Source organism: Duganella sp. (assembly GCF_039595735.1).
Classification (GTDB): Bacteria; Pseudomonadota; Gammaproteobacteria; order Burkholderiales; family Burkholderiaceae_D; genus Rugamonas.
In genome coordinates this window covers 1-19,302 of record NZ_JBCNLB010000019.1, presented here as the reverse complement: position 1 = coordinate 19,302, position 19,302 = coordinate 1, and the positions used below count along the sequence as shown (strand labels likewise).

Genomic DNA, 19,302 nt, shown 5'->3' with positions numbered 1-19,302 from the left:
GTCAGTTAACTCCACCCATGTAGATGGTCTGCGCGGTGATGTAGGAGCTGCGCTCGGACGCCAGGAAATCGACGATGTTGAAAATGTCGTCCGGCTCCGCGTAGCGCGGGATCGGCAGGCCGGCGATCACGGCGTCGATCTTGTCGCCCGGGAGCTGCGCCAGCATGTCGGTCTTGATGGCGGTGATGGACAGCGTGTTGCACGTGATGTTGAGCGGCGCCAGTTCCTTGGCCATGACGTTGGACAGCGTGGCCAGGCCGGCCTTGCAAGCGGCGTAGATGGAATCGCCGATCGGCTCCAGGCTCACCGCCATCGAACCGATGTTGATGATGCGGCCCCACTTCCCCTTGCGCATCAGCTTCGAGGCCTCGCGCGACACCATGAAGGCGCCCATCAGGTTGGTGTTGATCATGGCCTGCGCCTGCGCCGGCGGCATGATCATCGCGTACTGCGAGGTCAGCACGGCGGCGTTGTTGATCACGATGTGCACCGCGTCCGACACCTTCTTCAGCGCCGCAAAGCCTTGCTGCACCGACGCCGGGTCGCCGATGTCGACCTGGAAGTGGTGGTAGTCCGGATGATCGATGGTGGCCTCGCCGCGCGCAAAGCCGGCCACGCGGCCGCCATTGCGCAGGATATGCTCGGCCAGCAGGCGGCCCACACCACGCCGGCTGCCGGTGATCAGCGCCAGCTTGCCAGCGTAGGTGGAGCCGGTTGAGTTCATGCCTTTTCCGACAGCAGCAGCTCGATGTAGGCGGTCAGCGAGCGCACGTCGGTGAACGGCGACACCGCCTGGCTCATGGCGCGGTCGTCGGTCAGGCTGATGTCGCGGCCGGCCTGCTCGGACACGGCGCCTTCAACGTCGACGATCACCGACACCAGCGACAGCGAATCGAGCACTGCGTCGGCGCCGAACAGGCGGGTGTCCAGGCCGACGGCCAGCTGCTCGTCCGGGCCGCGCTCGTCGTTGATGTTGTTCAGGGCCTGCAGGATGATGGCGTGGATGGCATCTTGGTTCAGCATGGGGTAGTCCTTGTAATGAATTATTCGGCGGCGCGGCGGGCGGCCGCGATCAGCACTTTCATGCGCGGCAGCGCGCTCTTGCGGTATTCGTCGGCCAGCATGCCGAGGTAGACGGCGTCCTCGAACGAACCGTCCTTCTGGCACAGGTGCTGGCGCAGGCGGCCCTCTTCCTTCATGCCCAGGTACTTCTGCCACTTGATCATCAGCGTGTTGTTGGCGGCGATGATGCCGCACACGCGCAGCAGACCCAGACGGTCGAACGCCAGTTCGTACAGCAGCTTCATGGCCTCGACGGCCGCCGGCACGCCCTGCGTGGCCGCCTCGTCGCCGATCAGGAAGCGTCCCGGCTCGCCGTGGCGGTTGGCGCGGTCGATGCCGACCAGCGACAGCATGCCGACCGGATGGCCGTTTTTCAGTTCGATGATGTAGTTGTATTCCGAGGCCGGACGGCTGGCGATCCACGCGGCCTGCTGCTCCACGCTGGCAGCGCCAGGGTTGAGGAAGCGGGCGCGCTGGGCATTGCGCCAGCCCAGCGTCAGCGCGGCGTCTTCCGGCCGCAGCGGGCGCAGGTTGACGAATTCACCACTCAGCACTTCGGTGTTCGGTACGACGGCTTGGGACATAAGGCTTCCTAGTAGACGATGAAGGCGGCCGCCTCCGGCACCGGCACGCCCGGCGCCGACGGCTTGTAGGCCATGCCGATGAACGATTGCTCCAGCGTGAAACCGGCCTCGATCAGATGGGCCAACACCTCGCCGCCGTTGCGGTACAGGTAGATATGGTCGGCATGGGCGGCGTTCAGCGCCGCCGTGATGAAGGCCTTGGCGCCCGGCGCCATGTTGCGGCGCAGGCCGCGCAAGAAGGCCACCGGATCGTCCAGGTGTTCCAGCACTTCCACGCACACCAGCCAGTCGGCCTTGGGCTCCAGCGGTTCGGCGGTGATGTCGCGCAGTTCGGTGCGATAGCGGTCGGCCACGCCCAGCGCCTTCAGTTGTGTTTCTGTAAACCGCTGCGACGACGGGCTGATGTCCACGCCCACGCCGCGCACCTGCGGCAAGGCGCGCAGCAGCAGGCCGGAATACAGGCCGGTGCCGATCCCGACCTCCATGAAGGAAGTGGCGCAGGCCACGCGCATGGCCTGCACGAAGGCGCTGTTGAAAAACTGGATCTGGCGGTAGTGGTGCGGCCACAGGAAGTGCGACAGCAGCAGGCCTGGCAGGTATTCCTGCATCATGTGCGCTTCGTTGAAATACACTTCGCTCGATGCCTGCTCGTGGGTCTTGGCCTTGTATTCGCGCTCGCGCTCAAACACCGCCTGCAGGCGCATCGACTGCATGGCGAAGACTGCGTAGCCCTTGGCCGCCGCGGTCACCGCCTCCTCGGTCGGGAACAGGGCGTTCAGCACCGGCTCGAATTCATCGGCCCACTCGGCGCCGAACAGCGCGGCGCCACGGTCGACGATGTCCGCCGCGAAGCGGTGTTTCGCGCGCAAGGTATCGGCCATGCGGGTCAGGCCAGGGTAGCGGGTCCGGTCCAGCTGGAAAGGGTGATTTTCAGGCATGAATATCGCAGTTGGCAAAGCGGCAGAAGGCTGCACTCTAGCATACCAGTCCCCCTTTGGGTATGCCAAACAACGACGGAAAAGCGTCCCTTCTCAGCTGCTGTGCGACGGGTAGGAAAGCCCGCCGCTGCAAGGTACAATCCCGACACAACCGTCCGCTCGCCGAAAGCCCGATATGACCGAACCACGTCCCGCACCACCCCGCCCCGCCGCCACCTTGGCGGACTGGCAAGCGGCGGCGGCACGTTCCGCGCCGGGCGGCGATCCCGCCCACCTCGACACCCCGCAGCCCGACGGCATCACCATGAAGGCGCTGTACACGGCGGCCGACCTCCAGGGCCTGCCACACACCGACACCCTGCCCGGCTTCGCGCCCTTTGTGCGCGGCCCGCAAGCCACCATGTACGCGGCGCGCCCGTGGACCATCCGCCAGTACGCTGGCTTTTCGACCGCCGCCGAGTCCAATGCCTTCTACCGCCGCACGCTGGCGGGCGGCGGCCAGGGCGTGTCGGTGGCGTTCGACCTGGCCACCCACCGCGGTTACGATTCCGACCATCCGCGCGTGAAAGGCGACGTCGGCAAGGCCGGCGTGGCGGTCGATTCGGTGGAGGACATGAAGATCCTGTTTGACGGCATCGCGCTGGACAAGGTGTCGGTTTCCATGACCATGAACGGCGCCGTGCTGCCGGTCCTGGCCGGCTACATCGTCGCTGCCGAGGAAGCCGGCGTGGCGCAGGAACAACTGTCCGGTACCATACAGAACGACATTCTCAAAGAATTCATGGTGCGGAATACCTACATTTATCCGCCCGAACCGTCGATGCGCATCGTGGCCGACATCATTGCCTACACGGCACAGCACATGCCGAAGTTCAATTCGGTATCGATTTCCGGCTACCACATGCAGGAGGCCGGCGCCACGCCGGCGCTGGAGCTGGGCCTGACATTGGCCGACGGCATGGAATATGTCCGCACCGCCATCAACAACGGCATGGACGTTGATGATTTTGCAGGCAGGTTGTCATTCTTCTTCGGCGTCGGCATGAACTTCTACATGGAAGTGGCCAAGCTGCGCGCGGCGCGCCTGCTGTGGTGCCGCATCATGCAGGAATTCGGCGCCAGATCGCAGAAATCGCTGATGCTGCGCACCCATTGCCAGACCTCCGGCTGGTCGCTGACCGTGCAAGACCCGTACAACAACGTGGTGCGCACCACGGTGGAAGCCATGGCTGCCGTATTTGGCGGCACCCAGTCGCTGCATACCAATTCGCTGGACGAGGCCATCGCGCTACCGTCCGAATTTGCCGCGCGCATCGCCCGCAACACCCAGCTGATCCTGCAGGAAGAGACGCAGATCACCAACGTCATCGATCCATGGGCCGGTTCCTATATGATGGAAAAGCTGACGCAGGACGTGGCGGACCAGGCCTGGGCCATCATCCAGGAAGTGGAGCAGATGGGCGGCATGACGCAAGCCGTGGGCTCGGGCTGGGCCAAGTTGAAGATCGAGGCGGCGGCGGCGCAGAAGCAGGCCCGCATCGATTCGGGAAAGGATGTCATCGTGGGCGTCAACAAATACCAGAGCGGCGCCGAAGACCAGGTCGAGGCGCGCGAGATTGACAACACCGCCGTGCGCGAGCAGCAGATTGCCCGCCTGGCCCAGATCCGCGCCACGCGCGATCAGGAAGCGGTGGGCGCGGCGCTGGCGGAACTGGGCACGGCCGCGTATGAAGGGCGCGGCAACCTGCTGGAACTGGCGGTGCGCGCCACCCGCCTGCGCGCCACCGTGGGCGAGATTTCGGATGCGCTGGAGCAGGCGTGGGGCCGGCATCGTGCCGCCAACCAGAACGTCTCCGGCGTCTACGGCGCCGGCCTGGCGGATGACGAAAACTGGTCGCTGCTGCGCGCGGAGGTGGAACGCTTCGCGGTCGAGCAGGGCCGCCGGCCGCGCATCATGGTGGCCAAGCTGGGGCAGGACGGCCATGACCGCGGCGCGCGCGTAGTCGGCTCGGCGTTTGCGGACCTGGGATTCGACGTCGACCTCGGACCGCTGTTCCAGACGCCGCAGGAGGCCGCGCGCCAGGCGATTGAAAATGACGTGCACGCAGTCGGCGTCTCCACGCTGGCGGCCGGCCACAAGACGCTGGTGCCGGAACTGATTGCCGCGCTGCGCGAAGAAGGCGCGCAAGACATCATCGTGTTTGTGGGCGGCGTGGTGCCGACGCAGGATCATGGCTTCCTGTACCAGGCCGGCGTCAAAGGCATCTTCGGTCCCGGCACGCCGATCCCGTTGTGCGCTGCCGACGTGCTGCAGCATATCCGCGAGTCGCTGGGCGCGGTGCCGTCGTCGGCCCCGCCCGACGCCGCAGCCGCCAGCCCGGCTGCGGCCACGGTCGCCATGGCGCTGGGCGCGACCGCCGGCGCCTCGGCAGCCACCTGACCCGATGATAATCGAGCCTGACGACGACGCCCTCGCCGCCGCCCTGCTGGCACGCCAGCGGCGCGCGCTGGCCAAGGCAATCACGCTGGTCGAGTCCTCGCGCCCCGACCACCGGCTGCGCGCCCAGGCCCTGCTGGACAAACTGCTGCCGCACACCGGCGGCGCCTACCGCATCGGCATCAGCGGCGTGCCGGGCGTGGGCAAATCCACCTTCATCGAAGCCTTCGGCATGTACCTGCTGGCGCAGGGGCTGCGCGTGGCAGTGCTGGCGGTCGATCCATCCTCGCCGCTGACCGGCGGCTCCATCCTGGGCGACAAGACCCGCATGGAACGCCTGTCGCAGCAGGAGAATGCCTACATCCGCCCCTCGCCGGCGCGCGGCGCCTTGGGCGGCGTCAGCCACCAAAGCCGCGAAGCGATGCTGATCTGCGAAGCAGCCGGCTTTGACGTCATCATCGTCGAAACCGTGGGCGTGGGCCAAAGCGAAACCGCCGTCGCCGGCATGTGCGACGTCTTCCTGCTGCTGCAACTGCCCAACGCCGGCGATGAACTGCAGGGCATCAAGAAAGGCATCCTTGAGCTGGCCGACATCGTGGTCTACAACAAGGCCGACATCGACCCGCGCGCCGCCGCCGTCGCCGCAGGCCAGATGCGCGCCGCCCTGCACATGCTGCGTCCCGCGTCGCCGCACTGGCACATGCAGGTGCTGCAGGCCAGCGCCGCCACCGGGGCCGGCATCGAAGACATCTGGGCCACCCTGCAGAACTACCGCAAGACCATGCAGCACACCGGCGCCTTCGAAGAACGCCGCAAGCAACAGGCGCAAACCTGGATGTGGAACCTGGTGGAAGCCGGCCTGCAGGAGCGCTTCCGCAACCACGACGCCGTGCGCGCCGCCCTGCCGCAAGCCCTGCGGCAGGCCGCCGACGGCAAAGCCAACCCGGCCACCCTGGCGACACTCCTGCTGGACGTCTTTCGCCCCTGAGGCGAAGCAGGTATGATGAAGTCCAGCCCTATCGACCAACTGACACTGCCTCAATGACCGCATCCAATCACGCGCAATGGCTGAAACAGGCCGCACGCGGCAACATGACGATCCCGGAATTGTTCGACGCCGCCGCCGCGCTCACGTTACAAGGCCAATCCCAACTGGCCATTGACCTGTATCGCACCTGGCTGGAACACAGCAAGCGCTCGCCGCTGGCTTACGCCGCCTGGTTCAACCTCGGTGCCGTGCTGGCCGCCGTCAACGACGACGAGGACGCGGAAGCGGCCTACCGCAAATGCATCGCCCTGCAGTCACGCTTCGTTGAAGGCCGTCTCAATCTGGGTACGCTGCTGGAACGGCGCGGCAAACCGCAGGAAGCACTGGACATGTGGCGTTCCATCCTCGGCCCGCAGGTCAAGATCGACAAAGTGCAGCAGCGCGCCCTGTACCTGCAAACGCTGAACAACCTCGGACGTCTGCTGGAAATCCAGAAGCAGTATCCGGAAGCGGAAGAGATGCTGGCGCAAAGCCTGCGCGTCGATCCGTCGCAGGTCAACGTCATGACCCATTGGGTGCACCTGCGTCAGAAGCAGTGCCACTGGCCGACATGGTCCGGCCTGGAACACATCAGCCGCAAGCAGATGGAGGACGGCGCCTCGGCACTGGCCATGCTGAGCCTGACCGACAATCCAGACCTGCAAAAAGCCGCCGCGCTGCGCTTCGTGCGCGACAAGATGAACGCCGACGTCGCGCCCATGACGCAGCCCGGCCAGAGCTACGGCCACCAACGCCTGCGCGTCGCCTACCTGTCATCCGACCTGTGCTCGCATGCGGTCTCGATCCTGACCGCCGAACTGTATGGCCTGCACGACCGCAGCCAGTTCGAAGTGTTTGCCTTCAGCTGGAGCCGCGACGACGGCTCGCCGCTGCGCGCGCGCGTGGTGGCCGGCATGGACCACTACATCCCGATCCATACGCTGAGCGACGAGCAGGCCGCGCAGCTGATCCGCGCCCACGAAATCGACATCCTGGTGGATCTGCACGGCCTGACCTCGGGCGCGCGCCCGCAAATCCTGGCCTACCATCCGGCGCCGGTGCAGATGACCTGGCTGGGCTTCCCCGGCACCACCGGCCTGCCTGGCGTGGACTACGTGATCGCGGACGACTTCCTCATCACGCCGGAGATGGAAAAGGACTTCACCGAAAAGCCATTGCGCCTGCCGGACACCTTCCAGATCAACGACCGCCAGCGCCTGATCGGCAACACGCCGACGCGCGCCTCGGTCAACCTGCCGGAGGACGCCTTTGTGTTCTGCTCCTTCAGCAACAGCTACAAATACAAGCCGGAACTGTTCGCGCACTGGATGAACATCCTGCGCCGCGTGCCCAATTCGGTCCTGTGGCTGGTAGCCGATACCCCGCTGGTGGGCGAGAACCTCAAGCAGCATGCGCGCGAAGCCGGCATCGATCCGGAACGCCTGATCTTCGCCACCCGCGCACTGCCGGCCGACTACCTGGCGCGCTACCGCGTGGCCGACCTGTTCCTCGACACCTACCCTTTCAACGGCGGCACCACCGCCAGCGACGCGCTGTGGGCCGGCCTGCCGGTGCTGACCTGCTCCGGCCCGACCTTCGCCTCGCGCATGGCCGGCAGCCTGCTGCGCGCGGTCGACCTGCCGCAGCTGATCACCACCAGCTTTGCCGACTATGAAGAACTGGCGGTGGCGCTGGCCAACGACCCTGCACGCATCGCCGCCATGAAACAGCAGCTCAACGACAACCGCATGCGCTGCGCCCTGTTCGACACGCCGCGCCTGGTGCGCAACCTGGAAGCGGCCATGAAAAGCGTCGCTGCCCCACTTTCGAGTAAAGCCATGAACCCTATCGACCAGATTCCGATGATCGCGGTGTCCTACAACGCACCCGACCTGATTGCCTCGCTGCTGTCCACCTTCCGCCAGCACTATCCGCACAATCCGGTCACCATCATCGATGGCTCGGCGCCGGAAATCGCGGCGCAGATCGCGCCGATCTGCGCGCAGTATCCCGGCGTGGACTTCAAGCCGTTCGGCTATAACATCCACCATGGCCCCGGCATGGCGTGGGCGATCGAAAACCTTGATCTGAAAGGCCGCGTGCTGTTCCTCGACTCCGACGTCGAGATCCTCAAACGCGGCTTCCTGGAGTCGCTCGACGAGCACCTGGAGCCGCACATGTACGGCGTCGGCAACGTCACCCCGGTCGATGAAAACGGCTTCTCGAATGGTCCCAACAGCATGCCTTACCTGCACCCGGCCTGCATGCTGACGAATATTGAAGTGGTGCGCCAGTGGCCGCTGCCGGTCAAGCATGGCGCGCCGATGCTGCCGCCGATGATCGCGCTGGCCAAGGCCGGCAAGAGCGACTTGCTGCGCAACGTCACCTGGGTCAACAACGACTTCAGCGACAACCCGGCGCAGCGCATCTTCATCCGTCACGACTGGCAGGGCACCGTGCGCCGCACCGGCGGCTATCACTACGACAAGCCAAGCGTCACGCAGATCAACTCCGAACTGCTGTCCTTCGTGCCGACCACCGCGGTCAAGGTGGTGCAGCTGGGCTGCGGCGATGGCGCTTTTGCCAAGGCCTACAAACAGATCAACGCTGTCTGCAACTACACCGGCATCGAACGCGACGCCATTGTGGCCGAACAGGCACGCGCGCACTGCGACTTCGTCTACAGCCAGGATTTCGAGACGCCGGACGAGCAGCGCGACCGCCAGCTGGCGCAGGCCAACTGCTGGGTGCTGGATGGCGCGCTGGAGCGCGTGCGCGATCCGTGGGCGGTGCTGGAAAAAATCCGCAGCAGCATGGCGCCGGACGGCACGCTGGTGCTTTCGGTGCGCAACGTGCAGCACTGGAGCGTGCAGGTGCGCCTCAACATGGGTGACTATCGCTATCGTCCGGACGGCGTGCTGCAAAAAGATGAACTGCGCCAGTTCACGCGCGGCTCGCTGCTGGAACTGCTGGCGCAAACCGGCTTCCGCCTGACCGGCGGTGCCCCGGTGATCCGCGAGGAAGCGGGTCGCGACGCCTTCCTGCCGATCCTGCGCCAGCTGGCTGCGGCCAGCGGCAGCGATCCCGAGCTGTCGGTGCAGGACGCGCTGGCGCAGCGCTACATCATCACCGCCGTTCCGGCCTGAGCATCATGCGCATCCTGATCATCGGCGGTTCCAACTCCCTGCTCAAGGGCGGTTATGTGCAGGGACTGGCGCAGTCGCTGCAAGGCTATGTGGAAGCGGAGATCGTGCAGATCTCGGTGGGCGCCACCACCTCGCTGTCGGCCATCGGCCGCCTGCATGAAACCTTCAACGGCCAGCCTGCCGATGTGATCCTGTACGAATACGGCATCAACGACGCCGGCCACTTTGCGCCGCGTCCGGGCGGTGCCGAGTCGTGGCTGATGTGCTTCCACCTGCTGCTGAAAACCGCGGCGCGTCTGTATCCATCGGCGGTGTTCGTGCCGCTGGTGCTGGCGCAGCAGCAGCACTTCTCGATGACCGTGCCGAATCCGATCTACGATGCGCAGATCCGCGCTTATCAGGAACTGGCCCTGCCCTTGATCGACATCCGCGCCTGGATGTCGGCGCTGTTCCTCGGCCGTGCGCCAGAATGGATGTACCGCGACGCCGCCCACTACGACACGCCGCACGCCACCTCCATCATCGGCGCGCTGGTGGCGCAGCGCCTGCTGACATTGAAAGCGCAGAACGCAGAACCGCTGGCCACCACGCTGGCACGGCTGCAAAACGTGTCGCCGTTTGCGAGAACGGAAGTGATGTACATCCCGGCTGTCAATCTTCAACAGTTCACCAGCGGCCCGGTGGAGCCGGGCCATATCGGCAATCGCCTGATGCAGCTGGACTACCTGCGCATGCTGCCGGGCAGCCGGCTGGACCTGAACAGCGAAATGTTCCCGCTGGCCTTGTTCCTGAAATCGGACCCGCAGCACGACACGCTGCAGCTGGAGCTGAGCACACCGGAGGGCTTTGCCATCAACACCCGCGTCGTTACGCGCCATGCGGACACCGAGACGCTGCCGTTCATCTACTCCAGCATCCCGCTGCCGCTGCTATGGAGCCATTCGCTGGTGATGCATTACGGCGCCAGCAAACTGGGGGTGTCCGTGCCGCTGGATGCCGGCGGCGGCCAGACCGGCTTCGACTGCTACGCCCCCGGCCTGCCCAACGCCCCCGAGCGCCACCTCGACTTTGTCGGCCTGCTGATGCTGGTGCAGCAGTAAATTCTCATATTCGAAAATTTCGATAATAAAGCGGAAATTTTTCCGCTTTTTGTTTTGGTTTTGACCGTTCATACTTCACTCCATCGATGCAGCAAACGCATCAAACACCAAATCGAAATTATTGAATATCTTAAGGAGAATGAACATGCCAACCGCCATCGCCAAACCAGGTCAAACCCTGCTGAGCCCTAACAACCACGCCCTGATCCTGATCGATCACCAATCGCAGATGGCATTTGCCACCAAGTCGATCGACCCGGTCCAGCTGCGCAACAACGTGGCGCTGGTATCGAAAGCAGCCAAGGAATTCAAGGTGCCGACCATCCTGACCACCGTGGCGGAAAAATCGTTCTCCGGCCCGATCTTTAACGAAATCAAGGAAGTGTTCCCGAACGAAGTGGCGATCGACCGCACCACCATGAATACCTGGGAAGACCCGCGCATCGCGGAACGCGTCAACGCCATCGGCAAGGAGAAAATCGTGCTGGCCGGCCTGTGGACTTCGGTGTGCATCGTTGGTCCGGCCCTGTCGGCCCTGGATCAGGGCTTTGAAGTCTACGTCATCACCGACGCCAGCGGCGACATCTCGGACGAAGCCCACGAACGCGCCATCGAGCGCATGGTGCAGGCCGGCGCCCGCCCAATGACCTCGCTGCAATACCTGCTGGAACTGCAGCGCGACTGGGCCCGCGGCGAAACCTACGACGAAACCGTGGCCACCGCCATCGCCAACGGCGGCGGCTACGGTCTGGGCCTGATCTACGCGAAAACCATGTTCAACGCCGCAGAAGGCCACTAAGCCGGACGGCCGCCCGCAGCCACGGGCGGCCATCTGGTTACGTACGTTACATCAGGTAACAGCTTTATCGGCCTGTGATTGTTAACCTGCTTTCATCTTTTCAGCAAGAAGGAAGCCAATCATGGGCGTTCAAGCAAAAAATGTCAGGACCGCGATCTCCTCAACACTGATGTTCAGTCTGCTTGCCTTGGCCGGCTGCAACAAGCCCGCCGAGCTGCAGCAACAAGCCGCCGCGCCCGCTACTCCTCAGCCTGCCCCCTATACGCCGCCAACTGCGGAACAGTTGGCGCAAATGGTGGCGCCGATCGCGCTGTTCCCCGACAAGCTGGTCGGCCAGGTACTGGCCGGCGCCACCTATCCGGAACAGATTGTTGCCGCCAACCAGTGGCTGACCCAGAATCCCACGCTGAAGGGCGACGCGCTGCAGAATGCCGAAGCCGCCCAGCCCTGGGATGTCAGCGTGAAATCACTGACCACTTTCCCAAGCGTGCTGAACCAGATGGCCAGCAATGTCCAGTGGACCCGGGCGCTGGGCGATGCCTACGTGAACGATCCGAACGATGTGATGAACGCCATCCAGGCCATGCGCCTGCGCGCCCAACAAGCCGGCACGCTGAAAAACGCGCCGCACCTGCGCGTATCGACCACCGTGCGTACCGCGGCGCCGGCAACCGAGGTGGCACCGCCGCCGTCCGACACGGTGGTCTACGCGGGACCGGCGGTGGTACCGCCACCGCCGCAGACCATCATCATCGAGCCGGCTGAGCCGGACGTGGTCTACGTTCCACATTACAACCCTGCAGTCGTGTACGGCGCGCCGGTGCCGGTGTACCCAGGCTGGACCTACCACCAGCCAACCTACACCAGCGAGACCGTGGTGACCACCGGTCTGCTCTCCTTCGGCGTGGGTGTGCTGGTCGGTGCGGCCGTGAGCCATCATGACTGGGGATGGAATGCGTGGGGCGTCAACTGGGGGGCGCCGGTGCATGCCTATGACGGCGGCTGGCACCGTCCAGCGGTGACCTACAACAACTCCACCTATGTGTCGAAATCCGTCACGGTGGTGAACCGCATCAACAACATCAATGTCACGAACAATAACTACCGTACCACCAACAACGTCATCAACCGCAACCAGAACTTGACGATCAACAACGCGCCACAGCCTGCGCCGAATTTCGCGCCGCGCGCGGCAGCACTGGCCGCGCAGCCGCAGCCGCCCCGGCCTGCCGCGCCGATGAGCATGCCGCACTTCACCGCACATGACGCCGTGCCGGGCGCCCGGCCACAACCCGCTGTGCCAGCAATGCATGTCAGCGTGACGCCGCCCTTGCCCCACCCTGCTGCGCCGGCGATGCACGCCAGCGCGATGGCGTCCCGGCCCCAGCCGGTGCACCAGGACGCCCGGATCGAGCGGCCGCCGGTGCAGGCCAGGATGGACAGCGCACCTGCCGCTGCCGTGCGTGAACATGTCACTGCAGAGCATGACCGCGCGCCGCAGGAACACAACACCGCCATGATGCACATGCCGCCCGTGCAGCACGCGGAGGCCAGCCCGACGCATCTGTCGGCGCCGATGCCGGTGCCGAAACCGGCACCCGTCCACGAAACGCATGTCGCGGATCGCCCGCAGCCGCACGCTGCCCATCAGGAAATGCTGGCCATGCACAACGAGCGGCCTCACGCCGCCCAGCCGGCGCCGCCCAAGCCGCACATCGAGAAACACGAGGAACACGCCCAGCACCGCGACAAGCGCGACGACCACGAGCACCACAGTTAGCTCCGGCCCCCGCCGGCCGTCAGCTCAGGCGGCCGCCGGGCACCGCGCTGCGCTGATGATGTCCTTCGCCAGCATGTCACGCTCCCTTGCGGTATGCCGCGATCACTGCCGGCGGCGCCTGCACCAGTTCGACCAGCACGCCGGCGCCGGCGATCGGAAATTCCTCGTTGGCTTTCGGGTGCAGGAAGGCGATGTCGTGCCCGGCCGCGCCCTTGCGGATGCCGCCCGGCGCAAACCGCACGCCTTGCGCCGTCAGCCATTCCACCGCCAGCGCCAGGTTGTCCACCCACAGGCCGACGTGGTTCAGCGCCGGCTGGTCCACCCGCGGGCTGCGCGCCGGGTCCAGCGGCTGCATCAGATCAACTTCCACCTGGAACGGCCCGCTGCCCAACAGCACGATGTCTTCATCGACGTTTTCCTTTGCGCTCACAAAGTGGCCGGACGGCGCCAGGCCCAGCATGTCCACCCACAGCTTGCGCAGCGGCTCCTTGGAAGCGGCGCCCACCGCGATCTGCTGCAGGCCAAGGATTTCAAACGGTCGGCTCATGACTACTGTCTCACTTTGTATGCGAAGATTGAATCCTAGACGGATTCAGCCGACAATACCAGCATGACTGCCAGCCTCCCCAGCGATGAATCGCAACTGCAGGAACTGAACCGGGCTCTCGCCGCCAACGAACTGACGCATGCGGCCAAGCTCGCATTTGTGCTGGCCAGGCGCGGCGTGCTGCCCATCATGCAGCTGATCGGCCTGGCAGGCCTGATGGGCCACGCCGGCCAGGCCGAACGCGCTGCCGAGCTTTACCATCTGTGGCTGCGCTGCACTGAATCGCCGCTGCTGTTTGCCGCCTGGTACAACCTCGGCGTGCTGCAGTTGCAGGCCGATGAACAGCAGGAAGCCGAACAGTCGTTGCGCGCCGCGCTGGCCATCAAGCCCGATTTCATCGATGCCCGCATGACGCTGGGCACGCTGCAGGAACGTCTGCGCCAGTACGACGCCGCGCTGGCCACCTGGCGCGCCGCCCTGGCCCAGATCGATCCCGACCATCCCGCCAGCCGGCCGCAACAGATCCAGGCGCTGAACAGCGTGGCGCGGGTGGCGGCCCTGCGCAAGCACTATCCGGAAGCCGAAGACGCCTGCGCGCGCAGCCTGCTGCTCGATCCCAAGCAGCCCGAGATCGCCGCCCAGTGGATCAATCTGCGCCAGCTGCAATGCGCCTGGCCGGTATGCGCGCCTCTGCCGGGCCTGGCTGAGGCCGACCTCAGCCACAGCGCCTCGGCCGCCTCCACCCTGTGCATCAGCGACGATCCGGCCGAACAGCTGGCTGCCGCCCGGCGCCACCCAGTCAACCGCGCGGCCGCGCCGGCGCCGCTGGCCGACCCGCAAGGCTATCTGCACCGCAAGTTGCGCATCGGCTACCTGTGCTCCGATTTCAGCAGCCACGCCGCCGCTCGCCTCACCGCTGAGCTGTACGGCCTGCACCAGCGCGATCAGTTCGAGATCTACGGCTTCAGCTGGCATGAGGAAGACCGCAGCGGCCTGCGCGCCCGCGTTGCACCGCAGATGGACCACCACATCCGCCTGACCGTGATGAGCGACCTGCAGGCGGCGCAAACCATCCGCGCCCACGAGATCGACATCCTGGTCGACCTGCACGGCCTGGGCGCCGACGGCCGCCCCGGCATTCTGGCGCACCGCGCCGCGCCGGTGCAGATCGGCTGGCTGGGCCATCCCGGCAGCAGCGCCGTGCCGGCCCTCGATTACATCCTGGCCGATGCCTTCGTGCTGCCGCCGCAACTGCACGCCTCTTTTACCGAGCAGCCGCTTTATTTGCCGGACTGCGTGCAGATCCACGACCGTCGCCGCGCTGTCGGCCCGGCCCCCAGCCGCGCCAGCTGCGGCCTGCCGGACGCAGCCTTCGTGTTCTGCAGCTTCAACAGCAGCCGCAAGCTGGCGCCGGCCCAGTTTGCCGTGTGGATGCGCATCCTCAAGCGCGTGCCCGGCAGCGTGCTGTGGCTGGCCGCCGACAGCGAACCGGTGCGCGACAACCTGCGCATTGCCGCCCTGCGCCATGGCGTGGCCAGCGAGCGGCTGGTGTTCGCGCCGCACCTGCCGCAAGCCGGTTACCTGGCCCGTCTGCAACTGGCCGACCTCTGCCTCGACACCCTGCCGTTCAGTGGCGGCGCCGCGGCGGCCGATGCGCTGTGGGCCGGCGTGCCGCTGCTGACCCTGGCCGGCCGCAGCTACGCGGCCCGCCTCGGCGGCAGCCTGCTGCACGCCATCGGCCTGCCGGAACTGGTGACGCGCAGCGCCCGCACCTACGAAGACAAGGCGGTGCGCCTGGCCGGCAAGCCGCAGGAACTGGCGCGCCTGCGCCGCCGGCTGGCCCGGAACCGCGACAAGACGCCGCTGTTCGACACGCCGGCGCTGGTGCGCCACCTTGAACAGCTGTACCTGCAGGTTGCGCGCGGCAGCCTGCAGCAGGACGGCGATCACGCGGCCACCCACGCCCCCGACATCAGCCTGCCGCTGGTCAGCATCCTGATTCCCACCAGCGACTTCGACACCGCCGAACAGCTCGACCGCACCGTGCGCAGCGCGCTGGCCCAGCACTACGGCCGCTGCGAGATCATCGTCAGCGACAGCGGCAGCAGCGATGTCCGCCGCCGCAAGCTGGCCCGGCTGCTGCTGGCCCATCCGCAACTGCGCTACAACCGCGCGCCCGCGCTGGACGCCGCGGACAACCTCGACCATTGCCTGACGCTGGCGGTCGGCGCCTACATTGCCGTGGCGCCGGCCGGCGACTGGCTGCATCCGGAAAAGATCAGCCGCATGATGCACTTCTACCAGACCTACCCGAGCATCGGCCTGGTAGCCTGCTGGCGCCAGCCGGTCGACGCCGACGGGCAGCCGCTGGCGGGCGCGCCGCTGCTGCCGGTGGAAACCGCTGTCAGCGGCGCCTCGCTGGCCGGGGTGCTGCTGACCAGCGAGCGCGGCGCCGGCGACGTGCTGTGCCAGCCCGCCTGCCTGCTGCTGCGGCGCGAACATCTGGGCGCGGCCTTCGGTCATTATCAGGGCAAGCGCTACCGCGACCTGGCGGGCGTGGCCACCGCGCTGGCGGTGCTGGCCGGGCAGGAGTGCGCCTACCTGCCGGCCGCGCTGTGCAGCGGCGCCCCGCCAGCGCCCCCGCTGCACACCAGCGATGCGCTCGATCTGGCGCTGGAACGCCTGCAGCTGTTGTATGAACCCCACACCCGCCTGCACTTCCTGGCTGACAGCGCCCAGTTCAAGGCTCTGCTGGCGCAACGGCTGGGGGCCTTGGCGGCGCTGGTCGGCGCCCGCTACGGCGCCCTGGCCGAGGGCGACCGCCTGCACAACGAGGCCGTCCAGCAAGCCCTGCGCGAAGGCTATGCCCTGCTGCTGACCCCACCGGGCGCTTAAGGCCCGCTACAATGGCCGCTCCTGCCACCATCCTGCCGCCCCACAATGTCCAGTCTGCTTTCGCGCATTGCCGCCACTGAACGTCCCGATCTGGTGGTCGTCATCGGCTACGGCGACGAACTGCCCGTGTTCCGCCACGCGCGCGCACTGTGGCAGTTTTACGCTGCCCACTTCCCCGGCATCGACCTGGTGTTCGTGCGCTGGAGCGACCAGCTGCGGCCGGGCGAAGTGCACCACAACGGCTACGACCTGCTGGTCGGCATCGGCGACCGCATGCAGGGCGCCGCCGGCTACGCCAGCAGCGGCGTCTGGTCCGGCAGCGAAAACGCCAAATGGATTTACCGCCAGATGCTGGTGCAGGACTATTTGCTGCGCACCCGCAGCGCGCCGTTCTACTTCTATCACACCACGCTGACCTCGGTGGTGGACTTCCGCGCCCTGTCCACCGTGCTGGACCAGTTGCCCAAGTCCGGCTGCTACGCCGGCCCCATCGCGCGCCTGAACGGCCCGCCCGAGATGGCTGGCCTTACCTTTACCAGCGGCGCCAGCACCATCCTGTCGCACGACGCCCTGCAGCACCTGCGCGCGCATTACGAGCCGCAACATCCATGGACGCAGTATCCCAACGATATCTGGGCGGCGCTGATGCTGCCCCATTTCATGCGCACGCCGCTGCCGACCTTCAACTTCGTGCGCCCGCGCGCGCCGATGGCGGATGCGGCCGAGTTGAGCGCCATCGCCCGTCACTTGCTGCAGCAGGGACACTTCCATTTTCGCGTCAAAACGGTGGAACCGCAGGACGCGGCCGGCCGCCGCCAGGACGTCGATCCGTGGATCATGCTGCGCCTGATGGAGACCGTGCTGTCGAGCGAACATGACCCCGGGCGCACGCGCACGTTGATGGTCCAGTACGCACAGGAAGCCAGCGGCGGCGAGTCGGTGCCGGCCCGGCGCGGCGAGTCATTGTTCAGCGGAGCACGCACGCTGCCCCTGTCGGACAGCGAACTGTTTGCGCGATAAACAACGGGCTGAACGGCCAAAACCCCGGTTCTTTTCGTTTAGAATGTTTAAGCAATGGCTGACAATGCAGTCTGTACAGCATTCACCACCCACTTGGAGACAGCATGAAAGCAGTGATTTTGGCAGGCGGCCTGGGCACACGGCTCAGCGAGGAAACCACCGTCAAGCCGAAGCCGATGGTCGAGATCGGCGGTAAGCCCATCCTGTGGCACATCATGAAGAGCTATTCGGCCCACGGCATCAATGACTTCGTCATCTGCTGCGGCTATCGCGGCTACATCATCAAGGAATTCTTCGCCAACTACTTCCTGCATACCTCGGACGTCACCTTCGACCTGCAAGCCAACAGCATGGAGGTGCACGAGCGCCACGCCGAACCGTGGCGCGTGACCCTGATCGACACCGGCGCCGACAGCATGACCGGCGGCCGCCTGAAGCGCGTGCGCGAGCACCTGAAAAACGAGGAAGCGTTCTGCTTCACCTACGGCGACGGCGTGGCCGACATCGACATCAGCGCCTCGATCGCCTTCCACAAGGCGCACGGCAAGCTGGCCACCATGTCCGCCGTGCAGCCGCCGGGCCGCTTTGGCGCCATCGACTACGAAGGCCAGCGCATCGTCAGCTTCAAGGAAAAACCGCAGGGCGACGGCGCCTGGATCAACGGCGGCTACTTCGTGCTGTCGCCCAAGGTGATCGACTACATCGACAGCGACGCCACCATCTGGGAAAAGGAACCGATGGAAGGCCTGGCCCGCGACAACCAGATGGATGCCTATTTCCACAGCGGCTACTGGCAGCCGATGGACACGTTGCGCGACAAGATCCACCTGGAAGACCTGTGGGAAAGCGGCAAGGCGCCGTGGAAGAAATGGCCATGAAGCCCTCGTTCTGGCAAGGCAAGCGCGTCTTCCTGACCGGCCACACGGGCTTCAAGGGCAGCTGGCTCAGCCTGTGGCTGCAGCAACTGGGCGCGCACGTCACCGGCTACGCGCTGGCCGCGCCCAGCCAGCCCAGCCTGTTTGAGGTGGCGGGCGTCGGCAGCGGCATGACGTCCGTCATCGGCGACATCCGCGACGCCGCCGCCCTGCAGCAGGCCATGCAGGCGGCGCAGCCCGAGATCGTCATCCACATGGCGGCGCAGGCGCTGGTGCGCCATTCCTACGCCCATCCGGTGGAGACCTACGCCACCAACGTCATGGGCCTGGTCCACTTCTTTGAAGCGGTGCGCAACACGCCCGGCATCAAGTCGGTGGTCAATGTCACCAGCGACAAGTGCTACGAAAACAAGGAATGGGCCTGGGGCTATCGCGAAAACGAAGCCTTCGGCGGCTACGACCCGTACAGCAACAGCAAGGCCTGCGCCGAGCTGGTCACGGCCGGCTACCGCTCCTCCTTCTTCAACCCGGAAAAATACGCCGAACATGGGGTGGCGCTGGCCTCGGGCCGCGCCGGCAATGTGATCGGCGGCGGCGACTGGGCCGAAGACCGGCTGATTCCCGACATGGTGCGCGCGATTGCAGCACGCAAGCCAGTGCGCATCCGCAGCCCGCACGCGATCCGCCCGTGGCAGCACGTGCTGGAGCCGCTGTCAGGCTACCTGACCCTGGCCGAGCACCTGTACGAGCAGGGCCCGGCGTTTGCCGAAGGCTTCAACTTCGGCCCACACGACATCGACGCCCGCCCGGTCGAATGGATCATCGAGCGCCTGTGCCAGCGCTGGGGCGACGGCGCCGCGTGGGAACTGGACTCCGCGCCGCAGCCACATGAGGCACACTATCTCAAGCTGGACTGCTCCAAGGCCCGCAGCCGCCTGCAATGGCAGCCGCGCTGGCACCTGGGGCACACCATCGACATGATCGTTGCATGGCACAAGGCGCAGATGGCCGGCGCCGACATGCGCGCGCTGACGCTGGCACAAATCGACACCTATCAAAATACCGCACCACTTTAAGGCAGCAATCATGAGC

15 protein-coding genes are annotated in these 19,302 nt (G+C 65.9%); 10 read left to right on the top strand and 5 right to left on the bottom strand.

Annotation, left to right across the window (positions count from 1 at the left end; genetic code table 11):
• Position 1: 1 nt before the first annotated feature.
• Genes ABDW57_RS23655 through ABDW57_RS23640 form a run of 4 tightly spaced genes read right to left on the bottom strand, consistent with a single transcriptional unit; the run spans position 2 to position 2,584 of the window.
• On the bottom strand, positions 2-724 hold the full coding sequence (locus ABDW57_RS23655) for an SDR family oxidoreductase (RefSeq protein WP_343732600.1): 723 nt from the start codon (positions 722-724) through the stop codon (positions 2-4).
• A complete protein-coding gene (locus ABDW57_RS23650; protein ID WP_343732599.1) occupies positions 721-1,023 on the bottom strand; it encodes a hypothetical protein in 303 nt (100 codons plus the stop codon). The genes ABDW57_RS23655 and ABDW57_RS23650 overlap by 4 nt, the downstream gene beginning before the upstream one ends.
• Positions 1,024-1,043: 20 nt before the next feature.
• On the bottom strand, positions 1,044-1,646 hold the full coding sequence (locus ABDW57_RS23645; protein ID WP_343732598.1) for a GNAT family N-acetyltransferase: 603 nt from the start codon (positions 1,644-1,646) through the stop codon (positions 1,044-1,046).
• A gap of 8 nt (positions 1,647-1,654) precedes the next feature.
• Positions 1,655-2,584, bottom strand: coding sequence for a class I SAM-dependent methyltransferase (locus tag ABDW57_RS23640; RefSeq protein WP_343732597.1), 930 nt, complete (start codon positions 2,582-2,584; stop codon positions 1,655-1,657).
• 175 nt (positions 2,585-2,759) lie between these two features.
• On the opposite strand from ABDW57_RS23640, the gene scpA reads away from it, so the two are divergent.
• The 6 genes from scpA (at position 2,760) to ABDW57_RS23610 (ending at position 12,873) form a co-directional block, all read left to right on the top strand.
• Positions 2,760-5,024, top strand: coding sequence for a methylmalonyl-CoA mutase (scpA, locus tag ABDW57_RS23635; protein ID WP_343732596.1), 2,265 nt, complete (start codon positions 2,760-2,762; stop codon positions 5,022-5,024).
• Positions 5,025-5,028: 4 nt separating this feature from the next.
• Positions 5,029-6,009: a methylmalonyl Co-A mutase-associated GTPase MeaB gene (meaB, locus tag ABDW57_RS23630; protein ID WP_343732595.1), complete on the top strand. Its 981-nt coding sequence runs from the start codon at positions 5,029-5,031 to the stop codon at positions 6,007-6,009.
• A 53-nt stretch (positions 6,010-6,062) separates the two neighbouring features.
• Positions 6,063-9,194 carry a methyltransferase domain-containing protein gene (locus tag ABDW57_RS23625; RefSeq protein WP_343732594.1) on the top strand — a complete coding sequence of 1,044 codons (3,132 nt, stop codon included), beginning with the start codon at positions 6,063-6,065 and terminating at the stop codon, positions 9,192-9,194.
• Positions 9,195-9,199: 5 nt separating this feature from the next.
• Positions 9,200-10,294: an SGNH/GDSL hydrolase family protein gene (locus ABDW57_RS23620; RefSeq protein ID WP_343732593.1), complete on the top strand. Its 1,095-nt coding sequence runs from the start codon at positions 9,200-9,202 to the stop codon at positions 10,292-10,294.
• A gap of 145 nt (positions 10,295-10,439) precedes the next feature.
• Complete coding sequence (locus ABDW57_RS23615) at positions 10,440-11,093, top strand: hydrolase (RefSeq protein WP_343732592.1); 654 nt, start codon at positions 10,440-10,442, stop codon at positions 11,091-11,093.
• Positions 11,094-11,262: 169 nt separating this feature from the next.
• Positions 11,263-12,873, top strand: coding sequence for a DUF3300 domain-containing protein (locus ABDW57_RS23610; RefSeq protein ID WP_343732591.1), 1,611 nt, complete (start codon positions 11,263-11,265; stop codon positions 12,871-12,873).
• Positions 12,874-12,949: 76 nt separating this feature from the next.
• Here the strand turns inward: ABDW57_RS23610 and ABDW57_RS23605 are convergent, their stop codons facing one another.
• Positions 12,950-13,420, bottom strand: coding sequence for a VOC family protein (locus tag ABDW57_RS23605; RefSeq protein WP_343732590.1), 471 nt, complete (start codon positions 13,418-13,420; stop codon positions 12,950-12,952).
• Between the two features lie 63 nt (positions 13,421-13,483).
• Between ABDW57_RS23605 and ABDW57_RS23600 the strand changes: the two genes are divergently transcribed.
• The 4 genes from ABDW57_RS23600 (at position 13,484) to rfbG (ending at position 19,286) form a co-directional block, all read left to right on the top strand.
• Positions 13,484-16,315, top strand: coding sequence for a glycosyltransferase (locus tag ABDW57_RS23600; RefSeq protein ID WP_343732589.1), 2,832 nt, complete (start codon positions 13,484-13,486; stop codon positions 16,313-16,315).
• A 45-nt stretch (positions 16,316-16,360) separates the two neighbouring features.
• Positions 16,361-17,335 (top strand): hypothetical protein, encoded by a 975-nt coding sequence (locus tag ABDW57_RS23595; RefSeq protein ID WP_343732588.1) that lies wholly within the window; start codon positions 16,361-16,363, stop codon positions 17,333-17,335.
• Between the two features lie 104 nt (positions 17,336-17,439).
• Positions 17,440-18,213, top strand: coding sequence for a glucose-1-phosphate cytidylyltransferase (rfbF, locus tag ABDW57_RS23590; RefSeq protein ID WP_343732587.1), 774 nt, complete (start codon positions 17,440-17,442; stop codon positions 18,211-18,213).
• Entirely contained in the window at positions 18,210-19,286 is a 1,077-nt protein-coding gene (rfbG, locus tag ABDW57_RS23585; RefSeq protein ID WP_343732665.1) for a CDP-glucose 4,6-dehydratase, read from the top strand. The genes rfbF and rfbG overlap by 4 nt, the downstream gene beginning before the upstream one ends.
• The last annotated feature ends 16 nt before the right edge of the window (positions 19,287-19,302 follow it).

Coding starts and splice junctions, on each gene's coding strand:
- ABDW57_RS23655 (WP_343732600.1), bottom strand. CDS start 724: ATGAACTCAACCGGCTCCACCTACGCTGGCAAGCTGGCGCTGATCACC.
- ABDW57_RS23650 (WP_343732599.1), bottom strand. CDS start 1,023: ATGCTGAACCAAGATGCCATCCACGCCATCATCCTGCAGGCCCTGAAC.
- ABDW57_RS23645 (WP_343732598.1), bottom strand. CDS start 1,646: ATGTCCCAAGCCGTCGTACCGAACACCGAAGTGCTGAGTGGTGAATTC.
- ABDW57_RS23640 (WP_343732597.1), bottom strand. CDS start 2,584: ATGCCTGAAAATCACCCTTTCCAGCTGGACCGGACCCGCTACCCTGGC.
- scpA (WP_343732596.1), top strand. CDS start 2,760: ATGACCGAACCACGTCCCGCACCACCCCGCCCCGCCGCCACCTTGGCG.
- meaB (WP_343732595.1), top strand. CDS start 5,029: ATGATAATCGAGCCTGACGACGACGCCCTCGCCGCCGCCCTGCTGGCA.
- ABDW57_RS23625 (WP_343732594.1), top strand. CDS start 6,063: ATGACCGCATCCAATCACGCGCAATGGCTGAAACAGGCCGCACGCGGC.
- ABDW57_RS23620 (WP_343732593.1), top strand. CDS start 9,200: ATGCGCATCCTGATCATCGGCGGTTCCAACTCCCTGCTCAAGGGCGGT.
- ABDW57_RS23615 (WP_343732592.1), top strand. CDS start 10,440: ATGCCAACCGCCATCGCCAAACCAGGTCAAACCCTGCTGAGCCCTAAC.
- ABDW57_RS23610 (WP_343732591.1), top strand. CDS start 11,263: ATGTTCAGTCTGCTTGCCTTGGCCGGCTGCAACAAGCCCGCCGAGCTG.
- ABDW57_RS23605 (WP_343732590.1), bottom strand. CDS start 13,420: ATGAGCCGACCGTTTGAAATCCTTGGCCTGCAGCAGATCGCGGTGGGC.
- ABDW57_RS23600 (WP_343732589.1), top strand. CDS start 13,484: ATGACTGCCAGCCTCCCCAGCGATGAATCGCAACTGCAGGAACTGAAC.
- ABDW57_RS23595 (WP_343732588.1), top strand. CDS start 16,361: ATGTCCAGTCTGCTTTCGCGCATTGCCGCCACTGAACGTCCCGATCTG.
- rfbF (WP_343732587.1), top strand. CDS start 17,440: ATGAAAGCAGTGATTTTGGCAGGCGGCCTGGGCACACGGCTCAGCGAG.
- rfbG (WP_343732665.1), top strand. CDS start 18,210: ATGAAGCCCTCGTTCTGGCAAGGCAAGCGCGTCTTCCTGACCGGCCAC.